General features: G+C 69.9%; 11 protein-coding genes. 7 read left to right on the top strand and 4 right to left on the bottom strand.

Going from position 1 to position 13,272, the window contains the following annotated elements; translation table 11 throughout:
* Nucleotides 1-2,040: a fibronectin type III domain-containing protein gene (locus tag ABZW60_RS35925; RefSeq protein WP_355484614.1), complete on the bottom strand. Its 2,040-nt coding sequence runs from the start codon at nucleotides 2,038-2,040 to the stop codon at nucleotides 1-3.
* 205 nt (nucleotides 2,041-2,245) lie between these two features.
* Between ABZW60_RS35925 and ABZW60_RS35920 the strand changes: the two genes are divergently transcribed.
* Both ABZW60_RS35920 and ABZW60_RS35915 read left to right on the top strand, forming a co-directional pair.
* Nucleotides 2,246-3,712 (top strand): lysyl oxidase family protein, encoded by a 1,467-nt coding sequence (locus tag ABZW60_RS35920; protein WP_355484613.1) that lies wholly within the window; start codon nucleotides 2,246-2,248, stop codon nucleotides 3,710-3,712.
* Nucleotides 3,713-3,829: 117 nt separating this feature from the next.
* The gene (locus ABZW60_RS35915) at nucleotides 3,830-3,958 is read left to right on the top strand and encodes a hypothetical protein (protein ID WP_355484611.1); all 129 of its coding nucleotides are present in this window, start codon (nucleotides 3,830-3,832) and stop codon (nucleotides 3,956-3,958) included.
* A 71-nt stretch (nucleotides 3,959-4,029) separates the two neighbouring features.
* Here ABZW60_RS35915 and ABZW60_RS35910 read toward each other — a convergent pair whose 3' ends face one another.
* Nucleotides 4,030-5,550 carry an MFS transporter gene (locus ABZW60_RS35910; RefSeq protein WP_355484609.1) on the bottom strand — a complete coding sequence of 507 codons (1,521 nt, stop codon included), beginning with the start codon at nucleotides 5,548-5,550 and terminating at the stop codon, nucleotides 4,030-4,032.
* Between the two features lie 124 nt (nucleotides 5,551-5,674).
* Between ABZW60_RS35910 and ABZW60_RS35905 the strand changes: the two genes are divergently transcribed.
* Complete coding sequence (locus ABZW60_RS35905) at nucleotides 5,675-6,547, top strand: LysR substrate-binding domain-containing protein (protein ID WP_355484608.1); 873 nt, start codon at nucleotides 5,675-5,677, stop codon at nucleotides 6,545-6,547.
* 104 nt (nucleotides 6,548-6,651) lie between these two features.
* Here the strand turns inward: ABZW60_RS35905 and ABZW60_RS35900 are convergent, their stop codons facing one another.
* Nucleotides 6,652-7,464, bottom strand: a complete 813-nt coding sequence (locus ABZW60_RS35900; RefSeq protein ID WP_355484606.1) for a UbiA family prenyltransferase — start codon at nucleotides 7,462-7,464, stop codon at nucleotides 6,652-6,654.
* Between the two features lie 18 nt (nucleotides 7,465-7,482).
* Here ABZW60_RS35900 and ABZW60_RS35895 point away from each other — a divergent pair, with 18 nt between their 5' ends.
* Genes ABZW60_RS35895 through ABZW60_RS35885 form a run of 3 tightly spaced genes read left to right on the top strand, consistent with a single transcriptional unit; the run spans nucleotide 7,483 to nucleotide 10,090 of the window.
* Nucleotides 7,483-8,529: a type III polyketide synthase gene (locus ABZW60_RS35895; RefSeq protein ID WP_355484604.1), complete on the top strand. Its 1,047-nt coding sequence runs from the start codon at nucleotides 7,483-7,485 to the stop codon at nucleotides 8,527-8,529.
* The gene (locus ABZW60_RS35890) at nucleotides 8,529-9,041 is read left to right on the top strand and encodes an isoprenylcysteine carboxyl methyltransferase family protein (protein WP_355484603.1); all 513 of its coding nucleotides are present in this window, start codon (nucleotides 8,529-8,531) and stop codon (nucleotides 9,039-9,041) included. The genes ABZW60_RS35895 and ABZW60_RS35890 overlap by 1 nt, the downstream gene beginning before the upstream one ends.
* Before the next feature lie 47 nt (nucleotides 9,042-9,088).
* Nucleotides 9,089-10,090 (top strand): FAD-dependent monooxygenase, encoded by a 1,002-nt coding sequence (locus ABZW60_RS35885; protein ID WP_355484601.1) that lies wholly within the window; start codon nucleotides 9,089-9,091, stop codon nucleotides 10,088-10,090.
* A 229-nt stretch (nucleotides 10,091-10,319) separates the two neighbouring features.
* Here the strand turns inward: ABZW60_RS35885 and ABZW60_RS35880 are convergent, their stop codons facing one another.
* Nucleotides 10,320-11,858, bottom strand: a complete 1,539-nt coding sequence (locus ABZW60_RS35880; protein ID WP_355484599.1) for a helix-turn-helix domain-containing protein — start codon at nucleotides 11,856-11,858, stop codon at nucleotides 10,320-10,322.
* A 102-nt stretch (nucleotides 11,859-11,960) separates the two neighbouring features.
* Here ABZW60_RS35880 and ABZW60_RS35875 point away from each other — a divergent pair, with 102 nt between their 5' ends.
* Entirely contained in the window at nucleotides 11,961-13,238 is a 1,278-nt protein-coding gene (locus ABZW60_RS35875; protein WP_355484597.1) for an FAD-dependent oxidoreductase, read from the top strand.
* Nucleotides 13,239-13,272: the final 34 nt, after the last annotated feature.

Here is a 13,272-nt window from a genome sequence, read left to right as displayed (position 1 = left end):
CTAGACCGTGATCCAGTCGATGTCGGCGATGTAGCCGTTCGGGTTGCTCACCTTGAGGGAGTTGCTGCCCGCCGTCAGCTTCATCGGCAGGTAGGTGACCTGCGGCGTACCCCAGTCGTTGTCGCCGAGGCCGTGGTAGTTCACCCAGTAGCTGTCGGTGCCGTTCACCGTCAGCATGCTCTGCCGGCTGGTGTCACCGTCCGTGTAGGCGATCTTCACCAAGTACGTGCCCGTGGCCGGCACGGTGATCCCGTTCAGCGTCACCGTCGACGAGTAGCCGATGTTGCCGATCTTCGAGCCGCCCGAGCACGACGTGCAGCCGGAGACACTCGCGTCGCCGGTCAGCGTGCTGGTCGGCGCCTCCGCCTCGTAGCGCACCGGCCCTCCGGACGCCGAGGTGGACAGGGTGATCGGCGCACTCGCCTCGGACGTCGCGCTGCCTCGCACACCCTTCACCGTGAAGGTGTACTGCGTCTGCGGCTGCAGCCCGGACACCACCGCGCTCATACCCGACGCGGTCGCCACCTGCTTGCCGTTGGCAAACACCTGGTACGACGTCGCACCGGCGCTCGGCCGCCACGCGAGGGAGGCCGTGGTGCGGCTGACATCGGTCGCGGTCACATCGGCCGGCTTGCCGACGGCGCCGAGGTTGTTCGGCGTGATCTTGTAGAGCTTCGACCCGTGCGCCGGCAGGTTCGCGCTGACCGACCCGGCGACGTTGCGGGTGTTCTGAGCGGCCCAGATGTCGCGAACGGTCGCCTTGCCGGTGAGGCCGAGCCGGCCGAAGTCGCCGGTCACCGTCGCGGGCGAGTCGGCCAGGTTGAACAGCGCGACCGTCGTGCTGCCGTCGGCGTTCTGCGCGTACCAGACCTGCTGCAGCTGGTCCTGGTCCAGCGGACGCGCCGGATTGCCGGACTGGTTGATCGCGATGACCTCGCGGTTCGTCAGCAGCTTCAGGCCGTACGCGTCCAGCTTGGTCAGGTCGTCACCGGCGAACAGCGGCGCCGAGTTGATCGCCCAGAACGTCATGTAGGACTGGCGCTCGGCGTCGGTCAGGCCGTCCATCGCGCCGACGCCGACGTTGATCGCGTCCAGGTTGTTCCAGTGCCCCGGCCCGGCGTCGTCGATCCATTGCGGCAGGTCCCACCAGCGGGCCTTGACCGAGCTGTTCCACGTCACGATCGTGTCGCAGTAGCACTCGACGTCGGTGTCGATCCGCCAGCCGTTCGAGTTCTGCTTCCAGACGTCGGCGTACCGGTGGCTGAGCGACCAGGACAGCGTGTACATCATCGGCCGGCCGGCGTTCTGCACCGCGCGCCACCAGGCCTCGACGTCCTCGGTGTTGTTGTGGTTCGGGTCGTCCGGCGCGCCCTTCCAGGAGCCGGGCCCGACACCGTCCATCTTGATGAAGTCCACGCCCCAGGATGCGAACAGCTTCGCGATCGAGTCGGCGTACTTCTGCGCGCACGGGCTCGCGTAGTCGATCTTGTAGGCCGCGTCCCAGCCGTTGGTGGTGCGCAGGTCCGGGTAGACGATGTCGCGGGTGAAGCAGCCGGGCGCGTCGTAGATCGGCGTGTTGCCGTCGCGGTACACGTCCTTGCCGAGACCGACGACGGTGTAGATGCCGAACTTCAGCCCGAGTTTGTGGATGTCGTCGCCGACGGCCTTCATGCCGCGCGGGAACCGCTTGAGGTTGGCGACCGGGCGGCCGTACTCGTCACCGCCGTCCTGCCAGCCGGCGTCGACGTTGATGTACTCGTAGCCGTACGGCTTGAGCTTGGTCGCCAGGGCGTTCGCCTGGGTGAGGATGTTTTTCTCGCTGATGAAGCTGCCGGGGCCGTCGGGGTTGACGCCCGGGTAGTTGGTCGACTGCAGACTCCAGCTGCTCCAGCCCATGTAGGGCTTCGCGGCGATCTGGGGGTAGGACGGCTTCTGCTCCTGGACAGCGTCGGCGGGGGCGGTGGCGGTTGTCGTCAAGGTTGCTGTCGACACCAGGGCGACGGCAGCCAGGACGATTGCGGTACGGCGTCTCAAGGACATGTGAACGTCCTCCGGGGGAGGCGTGAGCGGACGGCGTCGAGCCTAGGACGGCTTAATTTACACAGTCAAGTATTGAGGCCCGGTCACTTCCTGTGACAGGACTGCCATGGAACCTTCATCAACTTCGCTCCGCCGCCGCGTCGTCGTACCAGCAACAGGCCGAATCGTGAGGATGCCGGCCGAAGGAGGAGGGGGTTCCGTCATCGTGAACGCAAGGAAACTCGGCCGGACGGCGGTCGCCGCGGCCGGGGCGACCGGACTGGTCGCACTCGCGGCCGCCGGTGCGTCAGCGGCGTCATCTGCACCATCAGCTGACCGGCCGCCGGTGAAGCTGGTTGCTGGAAGCACCAATGTCACGCTGGAGAACGCCGAGGACTACGGTGTCGACCTGGACCTCGGCACCCACCTGGTGGCCGGTAACGCGCCGGTCGAGGTGCGTGCGACGCGGGCGTCGTACAGCTCGCCGGTGGTCGCGACGCAGTACGTGCACGGCATGCCGGTCCGGAAGCTGCCGAAGGGGCTCGTCACGGACTTCTCGGGTCTCGGGAAGTTCCTGCACATCACGCTGACGAACGCCGCGGGCAAGAAGGTGCTCGACCAGGACCAGGGGATCTGCCTGAACGGCGACGGCTCGCGGACCCGCCCGGACGCGCCGGCGACCTCGCCGTACCCGGACAGCTGTACGGCGAATCCGTTCACGCAGGGGGCCGTCTGGGGACTGCAGACCGGCTGGTCCGCGCGGACGTACGGCGGCGGCGACCCGGTACAGCTTGCTGTCGGCAAGTACAAGGCGACGGTCACCGTGAATAAGGCCTACCGGGACTTCTTCAAGATTCCCGCCAAGGAGTCGGCGGTGACCCTGAATGTGACGGTGCAGAAGTCCGAAGGTTCCGGAGCCAAGCAGGCGATGGCGGGCCGGGCAGCGCCGACGCCGAACGCGACACGTCCGACCGGTAAGGCCGGCGTGCCGCGCGGCCCGAAGCCGGACCTGCGGGCGGTGCCGGCCTGGGGGATCCAGGTCGCGACCGGCGACGCGGGTACGCCGGATGCGAACAAGGACTTCCTGCAGTTCTCCGCGACCGTCTGGAACGCGGGCCCGTCGCCCCTGGTGCTGGACGGCTTCCGTCGGCAGGGCAAGGATCTGATGGACGCGTACCAGTACTTCTACAACGCGCAGGGCAAGCAGGTCGGCTATCAGACGACCGGGACGATGGAGTGGGACGGCCGCGACGGTCACAACCACTGGCACTTCACCGATTTCGCGCGTTACAGCCTGCTGAACGCCAAGCAGACCGAGGTCGTGCGCAGTCAGAAGGAGGCGTTCTGTCTCGCCGCGACGGACTCCATCGACTACACAGTGAAGAACGCGAACTGGCACCCGGACAACACCGACCTGCACACCGCGTGCGGCGACCACGGGTCGCTGTCGGTCCGTGAGGTGCTGGACGTCGGCTCCGGCGACACCTACGAGCAGACCCTGCCGGGCCAGTCCTTCGACATCACCAATCTGGCGAACGGCACGTACTACGTCCAGGTGACCGCCAACCCGGAGCGCCGCCTGTTCGAGTCGAGCACGAAGAACAACGTGGCGCTGCGTCAGGTCGTCCTCGGCGGCACCAAGCACCACCGCACCGTCAAGGTGCTCCCGGTCGGCGTCATCACCGCTCCCTGATGCCGCCACGCCGGCCCGCCCGCCGGCACTCGCGCCCCCGGCCATGATCCAGCCGGGGGCGCGAGCCTTTCCACCACGGGTTCAAGGTCTTGACCGTCGTGGGTCCACGAGCCTGGCATGCGGAAGCAGCTCATCGTCGACTTCAGTTCCGGCCCTAATACGGTGACGACCGTCTTCGCGGGCTACTGGGGTGTCGACGCGGGTACCTGGCTACGCCTGGACAACGTCTCACTGGTGCCGCGGTAAGGGGATACCTGGGGCAGGGCCGAGGTGGAAGGCAGCCGCCCGGCGCCTGCCCCAGGAGTTCACAAGGTGTTCTAGTGGTGCTGTGGACGGCGGCGGGTGCGTGCCGGACGGAGGTGCGAGTCCATGCGCGCGTGCTGCCGGCGGCCGAGGACGAAGGGGCGGGAGGTGCGGGTGATCGGGGTGCTGGTCGGTGCGGCCAGCTGGATCTCGGTCTGCTGGAGGTTGAGCCGGATCGGGACCTGGTGCCACGGGGACCGGGTCCGGACCAGGACCAGCCGGAGCCGGCCGTCGCGCCGTAGCCGGAGGCCGATCAGGACCGTCGCAACCGCCGGGACCAGACCGGCGATCATCAGCGCCGCGCGGGCGCCGAAGTGCTGGGCCAGGTAGCCGACCAGCGGGCCGCCGATCGCGCCGCCCCCGATGAAGACCAGGTTGTAGATCCCGGACACCCGGCCGCGCAGCCCGTCCGGGGTGGTCAGCTGGACCATCGACTGGGCCGCGGTCAGGAACATCAGCGTCGCCATACCCATCGACGCCAGCACCGGGATGAACGTCCACAGTGACGGCTGGATCGCGGCCAGCACCTCGGTGACCGTGAGCAGGCAGGCGATCCCGATCAGGTTGCGCAGCCGGCTCGGCCGGACCCGGCGGGCGGAGAGCAGCGCGCCGCCGAGGGCGCCGAACGCGACGACCGAGTTCAGCACGCCGTACCCCGAGGCGCCGGTCTGGAAGACCCGGTCGGCGAACGCGGTCAGCGTCACCGGCAGGCTGATGCAGAACATCCCGTAGATGCCGACCAGCGCGATCGCCCACCGGACGGCAGGCTCGTGGAACGCGTACCGGACGCCGTCGCGCAGCCCGTCCCGGATCCGCATGCCCGCGCTGGCCTTGCGTGCGGCGTGGAACCCGGGCATCTCGCTCTCGCGCATCCGCAGCAGTGCGGTGATCGACGCGAAGAACGTCAGCCCGTTGAGCGCGAACGACCAGCCCGCGCCGATCGTGCCGAGCAGGACGCCGCCGAGCGCCGGGCCGATCAGGCTGCCGAGCTGGAACGTCGACGACACCATGCTGATCGCGTTCCGGACCGTGTCCCGCGGGACGAGCTCGGTGACGAACGACTGCCGGGTCGGGTTGTCGACCGCGGTCGCCAGACCGAGGACGAAGGCCATCGTGTAGACGTGCCAGACCTGGACGTGACCGGTGAAGGCGGTCAGCGCGAGGACGCCGGCACAGGTACCCATCGTGATCTGGGTGACCAGCAGGATCTTCCGCTTCGGGAAGCGGTCCGCGATCACGCCGCCGTACAGGCCGAGCACGAGGGTGGGGAGGAACTGCAGGGCGGTCGTGATGCCGACCGCGGTGGCACTGCCGGTGAGCGTGAGCACCAGCCAGTCCTGGGCGATGCGCTGGATCCAGCCGCCGGTCGAACTGACCAGCAGGCCGCTGACCAGGAGGCGGAAGTTGCGGACCCGCAGCGCGCTGAAGGTGTCCTTGAAGCCCGGGCGGCGCTGCTCCGCGAGCTTGGTCGAATCGGTGGGGCGGTGCAGATGGAAGTCGGTGGACGGGACGGTACCGGTGGCCCGGGAGGTCAAGAGCGATCCCTACGCGAGTGAACTGGTCAGGGGAGGACAGGTCCATCCTCAGGGGTGAGTGCTGGATTCCCCCAGCGAATTACTCCTATTAGTCTTATTGCGTCACGTAATGGGAGGTCTATCGATGTACGACCCGGACCAGTTGCGCACGTTCCTGGCGGTGGCGCAGTCGCTCAGCTTCACCCAGGCAGCCGAGCGGCTGGGCATCCGGCAGCCGACCGTGAGCCAGCACGTCCGCAAGCTCGAGACGGCCGTCGGGCGGCCGCTGTTCGTCCGGGACACCCGCACCGTCACGCTGACCGCGGACGGGGAGGCGATGGCCGGGTTCGCGCGGACCATCCTGGCGGCGCACGAGGAGGCCGCCGGGTACTTCACCGGCTCGGAGCTGCGCGGCCGGCTGCGGTTCGGCGTGACCGACGACCTGGCTCTGACGCCGCTGCCGAAGATCCTGCGCGACTTCCGCCAGCTGTACCCGCGGATCGACCTCGAGCTGACCGTCGCCCAGAGTCCGAACCTGCTCCGACGGGTCGAGTCGGGCCACCTGGATCTCGCCTACGTGAAGCACGGCGTCGGCGGCGGCTACGAGCCGAACGGCCGTCTCGTGCGCCGCGACCCGCTGGTCTGGGCCGGGATCTCCGGGACCCGGATCGCGCCGGACGGTCCGGTGCCACTGGTCGCGTACCAGGCACCATCGCTGAGCCGGTCGCTCGGCGTGCAGTCCCTCGAGCAGGCCGGCCGGACCTGCCGGATCACGTGCATCGTCCGCGGCGTCAACGGCGTCCTCGCCGCCGTGCGGGCCGGGCTCGGCATCGCGATCTTCGCCCGCTCCCTGATGCCCGCGGACCTCGTCGAGCCCCCGCCCAGCGCAGGCCTCCCGGAACTCCCGCCGATCGACCTGGTCCTGATCACCAACCCACGCGCCGCCAAAGAGCCGGCCGAGGCCCTCACCGCCGCCATCCTCGGCAGCAACGCCCCCCTCAAGCCGGACGCAGGCTGAGACCGGCAGCTCGACAGGAGGTGTCCGGCCAGCCGGGCCGCGGCCACGCTCAGCCGGCCGCCTGCGGCGCCTCAGTGGACGTATACGTACTGTCGAGCTGCCGGTCAGACGAGGGCGTCGCCGCGGAGTACCAGCGAGATGATGCTGACCGCGGCGATCGCGATCGTGACCAGGAAGGGTGCGTCGCGCCAGAGCAGGATGGTGGCGAGCAGGGCTGCGACCAGCGCCAGGGCGATCCAGCCGATGACGCCGATGGGGCCGGCCGGGGCGATCACCAGCAGGCCGGTCGCCGCCGCGAGCGGGAGTGGCGCGAGCAGCCGGGCGTAGGAGCCGAGGCGTTGCGGCCAGCCACGGACGCCGGTCGCGAGATCGTCGGCCAGATCGGGTACGACGTTTGCCAGATGGGCACCCACCCCTAGAAGTGCGCCCGCCGCGGTCGCCCACCACGGCGCCCAGACCTGCGCGGTCCCCAGCGTCACGAAGGACGGCAGTGCGCCGAACGCCACGGCGTACGGGAGCCAGGAGATCACGGTCGACTTGAGCCCCAGGTTGTACGCCCAGGCGCACGCCACGAACAGCAGGTGCATGGATCCGGACGCGATGCCGTTGGCGAGGGAGACCGGAACGGTGACGACCAGCATGACGCCGGCGCCCACCGCGAGCGTCCGGCGACTCACCAGTCCACGCACCACAGGCTTGTCCCGGCGGTTCACAATGGTGTCGCGGGCGGCATCTATCGCGTCATTGCTCCAGCCGATCGAGAGGTGGCCGGTGAGGATCGTTGCTGCGACGAGGAGACACCCGGCCGGACTTCGCCCGGCCGACCACGCGACGGCCGTGACGAGGGCGGTGACGGCGACGGTCGGGCCGGGATGGCACGCCAGAGCCAGACCCTCGACGGTCCGCAGTGCTCTCACCGACGTAACGATGCCACGATGACGCGGATCGCAGCGGTCCGGCCCGCGCTCCCGCCGTACCGCTATCCCCAGTCGGCGCTGACCGACGCGTTCGCCTCGATCTGCCTGCCCGACGGCCGCGGTACGGCGTTGCTCCGCCGGCTGCACGCGAACGCCGGGGTGTCGCACCGGCATCTCGCGCTGCCGCTGGAGCAGTACGCCGCGCTCGACGACTTCGGGGCCGCGAACGACGCGTGGATCGCGGCCGCCGTGGACCTCGGCGCCGAGGCGGTCGCGGGGGCGGTCAAGGACGCCGGGCTGACGCTCGACGACGTCGACGTCCTGATGTTCACGACGGTGACCGGGGTGGCGGCGCCGTCGATCGACGCGCGGGTCGCGTTGCGGCTGGGGCTGCGTGAGGACGTGAAGCGGCTGCCGCTGTTCGGGCTCGGATGCGTCGGGGGAGCGGCGGGTATCGCACGGCTGCACGACTACCTGACGGCCTGGCCTTCGCACGTCGCCGTACTGCTGTCGGTGGAGTTGTGCTCGCTGACGTTGCAGCGCGACGACTCGTCGCTGCCGAATCTCGTCGGCGGGGCGTTGTTCGGCGACGGTGCGGCGGCGGTGGTGATGACGGGCTCGGAGCATCCGGCGGCGTCCGGCCCGTCGGTCCTGGCGACGCGTTCGCGGCTGTATCCGGACTCGGAGCGGGTGATGGGCTGGGACGTCGGCGCGGGCGGGTTCCGGATCGTGCTCGGGGCGGACGTGCCCGAGGTGGTGCGGACCTATCTGGGCGGGGACGTCCGGGAGTTCCTCGGCTCGGCCGGGCTGACCGTGCCGGAGATCGGGACCTGGGTGAGTCATCCGGGCGGGCCGAAGGTGCTCGAGGCGGTCGCGGAGACGCTGTCGCTGCGGCCGGGCGCGCTCGACATGACCTGGAAGTCGCTCGATGCGGTCGGCAACCTGTCGTCGTCGTCGGTACTGCACGTCCTCGGTGACACCATGAGGCTGGATCCTGCTGGTCCCGGACTGTTGCTGGCGATGGGCCCGGGTTTCTGTTCCGAACTCGTGCTGCTGGAGTGGTGATGTACGGCTGGTACTTGGGTCTGGTGCTGCTGGTCGCTGCCGAGCGGGTGGCGGAACTGGTGGTCTCGCTGCGGAACGCGCGATGGAGCTTCGCGCAGGGCGGTGTCGAGTCGGGGCGCGGGCACTACCCGTTCATGGTCGCTCTGCACACGTTGTTGCTGGCGGCGTGCATCGTGGAGGCGGCGCACCGGCCGTTCATCCCGTGGCTGGGCTGGACGATGTTCGTGGTGGTGCTGCTGGCGCAGGGGTTGCGGTGGTGGTGCATCGCGGTGCTCGGGCATCAGTGGAACACGCGCGTGATCGTCGTACCCGGCCTCCGGCTGGTGGCCCGCGGCCCGTACCGCTGGCTGCGGCACCCGAACTACGTGGCGGTCGTGCTGGAGGGCATCGCGCTCCCACTGGTACACACCGCGTGGGTGACGGCGCTGGTGTTCACGGTCCTGAACATCCCGTTGCTCGCGGTCCGCATCCGGGCCGAGGAGGCCGCTTTGAAGTCTGCGCTGGTGACGTGAGTCCGGAGGGCCGAGTTGGATCTCCGCGGCCGGAGGTCGATCTGATCGTGGCGGGTGCCGGCCCGGCCGGGGCAGCCACCGCGATCCGCGCGGCCCTCGCCGGGCTGTCGGTCGTCGTTGTCGAGCCGCGTACGGCCCCGATCGACAAAGCGTGCGGCGAAGGTATCGCCCACAGCGCGGTCTCGTACCTGTCCCGCCTGGGCGTGGAACTTTCCGGCCGGCCGTTCCACGGAATTCGCTACCTCGACGACACCCACTCTGTCGACGCCCGGTTCACCGCCGGCCCCGGCCTCGGAGTACGCCGTACCACCCTGCACGCCGCCCTCATGTCCCGCCTGGCGTCCCTCGACATCCCCGTCATCCAGACCCGGGTAGGCCCCATCACACAAACCCCCACCTCGGTCAGCGCCGCCGGCCTCACGGCCAGCTACCTGGCCGCCGCCGACGGCCTCCACTCACCCATCCGCCGCCAGCTGGAACTGTGTGGTGAAAGTTCTGGAGAGGTACGGCGTGGACTGCGGCAGCACTTCCATGTCGCACCCTGGACCGACCTTGTCGAGGTCTACTGGTCTCAGCTGGGCGAGGCCTACGTGACCCCTGTAGCCGACGACCTCGTCGGTGTCGCCGTCCTGACCTCGGCCCGCGGCACCTTCGATTCGCACCTCGACGCCTTCCCGGCCCTGAAGCGGCGCCTGCACGGCGCATCCCCGGCCAGCGCCGTGATGGGCGCCGGCCCGCTCCGCCAACGCGTCCGCGCGCGCACCGCCGGCCGCGTCCTGCTCGTCGGCGATGCCGCCGGGTACGTCGACGCGCTCACCGGCGAGGGCATCGCCGTCGCGCTGCGAACCTCCGCCGAACTGGTCGACTGCCTGCGCGCCGACCGCCCGCAGGACTACGAGGTGGCCTGGCGCCGCGTCTCCTGGGAGTGCCGCCTGCTGACGGCGTCGTTGCTGTGGGCCCGCAACCGCCCGCTGCTCGCGCCGCGCATAGTCCCCGCGGCGGCCGCGCTGCCCGGCGTCTACCGGACCATCGTGAACAGGTTGTCCTAGGCAACGGCCGGGAAATACCGCGGGGCCCGGCGATCGCTCAGACAACCGCCGGGCCCACGGGTGGCCCGAGCTTCCTGGTGAAAAGCTCGGACCCGCAGCCTTTCCGGCCTCCTGGTGAAAGGTCGGACCTGCTGACAAGGAAGACTCTGTCAGGCGGATGTTGCCCAACAGTTGCCGGAATATGAAGCCTTGTTACATGGACCTGTGGCGTAGATCTCAGTGCCCTTTCTCAGTGCTCGGTGCGCACCGCGGCGATCTGCAACTGCAAGGCCAGCCGCTCCCGCGGATCCGACAGATCGAGCGCCGCGATCTCCCCGATCCGTTTCATCCGGTGCCGCAAGGTGTTGGTGTGCAGATGCAGTGCGCGCGCCGCCCGCTGCGGCTGCCCCGGAAAGTCCAGCCACGCCTGCAACGTTTCCACGTAGCCGGTGTCGTGCTCGATGTCGTGCCGCAGCAACGTCGCGAGCGGACCATCCATCTTGGTGATATCGAGCGACGTCACCGCCCGGTGCACCGTCAGCACGTGCCACGCCTCCTCGACCCGCAACGCCGGCCCGGGCGCGACACCCCGCCGTACCAGGCCCAGCAGCTCGACCGCCTCAGCGCGTGAGCTCGGCAGATCGGCCGGGCCGCGCGCAGGGCCGCCCGCTGCGGCGTACGTGCCGGGCGCTTGTTCAAGGACGAGCTTCTGCAGCCAGTTCCACGACCCTGGCCCGTCGGCGTCCGTGACGACAGCCAGCACCGTCCCGTCGAGGTCAGCCAACTGCGGCTCGCTCCACCCGTGCCGACGGCCGGTCGACTCCCACAGGTCGAGCTGCTGCGGTACGTCGTACCCGTCGGGCGACCCCAGCGCGACGACCCGCCAGGGCTGCGGCGGGAGCCGTACGTCGATCGGGTTGTCCGGGGAGAACTGCCGCAGGATGGTCCGCAACCGGTCGATCGCACTGCGCCGCGCCACGTCGGCCTGGGCCCGCAGCCGCAGCAGGTGCAAGGCGAGAACGGACGCGGCGTTGCTGAGCTCCGTCGTGACCGCATCACTGACCGGGCCGTCGACAACAGCCCAGATGGAGCCCAGCCACTCACCGCCGGCCCGGACCGGTACGACGAGCCGCGGCCGGATGCCGTTCGGTCCGTCCGGCACCAGGAACGGCTCACTGGACCGTGCCAGCCGCCGGAAGATCCCTCGGGCCCGGAAATGCGCGATCACCTCAGGCGGCACCCGGCGTCCGACGATGGTGGAGACCCGGGTCGGGTCGGTGAAGTCCTGGCCGGACGAGTACGCCAGGACCCTGGACTGGTTGTCCTCGATCGTTACGGGCGCGTCGACGATGGCAGCGGCGGCATCCGCCAGTGCGAACAGCTCCTGGTGCACGCCGGCGTCTCCGGCGGCGGGGGAGTCGGGTGCGGCCGCTCTGTCGAGTACGCCGCGCAGGAGCCAGACCACGTGCGCCCACGTGACGCTCGGCTGCAGTGCGACGAGGGTCATGAGCTCTCGCTCGGCAGCAGCCGCCACGGCCGCCTCGTGCGCCAGCGTCGTACGGAGAACCACTCCTGAGGCGCTACCGGCCGCGCAGCGTTCGACCAGCTCTACGGCGTCCTCTGCGTCGCGTAGACCGAGTCCCAGCACCAGATCGCCCGGCTGACCGGTCGCGGGCTCCTGCGGGTCGGCCAGGAAGACGTCCCGGACCTCACGGTCGCCCTTGCCGGGCACCACGACCTCGAACAGCGCTGGACCGACGGCGACGATCAGATCGGACGAGGAGATCATGCGGCCATTGTGCGGGTTATTGTGCGATGAGCACAGTCATTCACCCTGGCAATGGTGTGATCGCACCATGACAGGTGCGCGCGGCGGCCCCACCATCGATACATGACCACAGCTGGTTCCGTTCCTGCCGAGAGGCACATCGTTCCCGACCGCGTCGCCGTCGTCGGCGCGGGCATGGTCGGCCTGGCCACCGCCTGGTTCCTCCAGGAGGCCGGCGTCGAGGTCACCGTGCTCGACCGTGAAGGTGTCGCCGCGGGCGCGTCCTGGGGCAACGCCGGCTGGCTGACCCCCGGCCTGGCCACCCCGCTGCCCGAACCGGCTGTTCTCAAGTACGGCGTCCGCGCGGTGCTGAGCCCCTCCTCACCGGTGTACGTTCCACCGACCGCGAGCCCGCGGCTCCTCAAATTCCTCACCCGCTTCGCTCGCAACAGCACCGCCGGACGCTGGAAGACCGCGATGGACGCGCTGGTGCCGATCAACCGGCAGGCCCTGCCCGCGTTCGACTTCCTGGCCAAGGCCGGCGTCGAGGCCCAGACGTACGAGGCCAAGTCGTTCCTGGCCGCCTACCGGACCGTCGAGGAGCGCAAGGTGCTGCTCGAGGAGATCGAGCAGATCCACGCCTCCGGGCAGGGCATCGAGTTCGAGGCGATCACCGGTGACGACGCCCGCGAGATCGAGCCGTCGCTGTCCGACGAGATCGGCGCCGCGATCCGGCTGCACGGACAGCGCTTCATCAACCCCGGCGAGTACGTCGCGCTGCTGGCCGACTCGGTCCGCGCCCGCGGCGGGCAGATCATCAGCGGCGTCGACGTGCACGACATCGTCGACGAGATCCGCGGCGTCCGGCTGGTCACCGGCGACGGCGAGACCGATCCGTTCGACGCGGTCGTGATGGCGACCGGCGCCTGGCTGGGCGACCTGGCCCGGCAGTACGGCGTGCGCACCGTGGTCCAGGCGGGCCGCGGATACAGCTTCAGCGTGCCGATGGCCCACGTACCGGCCGGCCCGGTGTACTTCCCGGCGCAGCGGATCGCCTGCACGCCGCTCGGGGACCGGCTCCGGGTCGCCGGGATGATGGAGTTCCGCAAGCCCGACGCGAAGCTCGACCCGCGCCGGATCGACGCGATCGTCGATGCCGCCCGGCCGCTGCTGCGGGACGCCGACCTGGACGCGCGGACCTTCGAGTGGGTCGGGCCGCGGCCCTGCACTCCGGACGGCCTGCCGCTGATCGGCGCCACCGCGTCGCCGCGGGTGTTCGCCGCCGGCGGGCACGGTATGTGGGGCATCACGCTCGGCCCGATCACCGGGCAGTTGCTGGCCGAGACCATCACCACCGGCCGTACCCCGGAGGAGCTGCGTCCCTTCAACCCGCTCCGCTGATTTTCGGCCAGGAGGGGCCCCGACGACGTGGCCC

This window comes from Kribbella sp. NPDC003557 (assembly GCF_040610805.1).
Lineage (GTDB): Bacteria > Actinomycetota > Actinomycetes > Propionibacteriales > Kribbellaceae > Kribbella.
This window is presented reverse-complemented; position numbering and strand designations above follow the sequence as displayed.

Excerpts from the sequence above, each read along its gene's own strand:
- ABZW60_RS35925 (WP_355484614.1), bottom strand. The coding sequence starts at position 2,040 with ATGTCCTTGAGACGCCGTACCGCAATCGTCCTGGCTGCCGTCGCCCTG.
- ABZW60_RS35915 (WP_355484611.1), top strand. The coding sequence starts at position 3,830 with ATGCGGAAGCAGCTCATCGTCGACTTCAGTTCCGGCCCTAATACGGTG.
- ABZW60_RS35905 (WP_355484608.1), top strand. The coding sequence starts at position 5,675 with ATGTACGACCCGGACCAGTTGCGCACGTTCCTGGCGGTGGCGCAGTCG.
- ABZW60_RS35895 (WP_355484604.1), top strand. The coding sequence starts at position 7,483 with ATGACGCGGATCGCAGCGGTCCGGCCCGCGCTCCCGCCGTACCGCTAT.
- ABZW60_RS35890 (WP_355484603.1), top strand. The coding sequence starts at position 8,529 with ATGTACGGCTGGTACTTGGGTCTGGTGCTGCTGGTCGCTGCCGAGCGG.
- ABZW60_RS35880 (WP_355484599.1), bottom strand. The coding sequence starts at position 11,858 with ATGATCTCCTCGTCCGATCTGATCGTCGCCGTCGGTCCAGCGCTGTTC.
- ABZW60_RS35875 (WP_355484597.1), top strand. The coding sequence starts at position 11,961 with ATGACCACAGCTGGTTCCGTTCCTGCCGAGAGGCACATCGTTCCCGAC.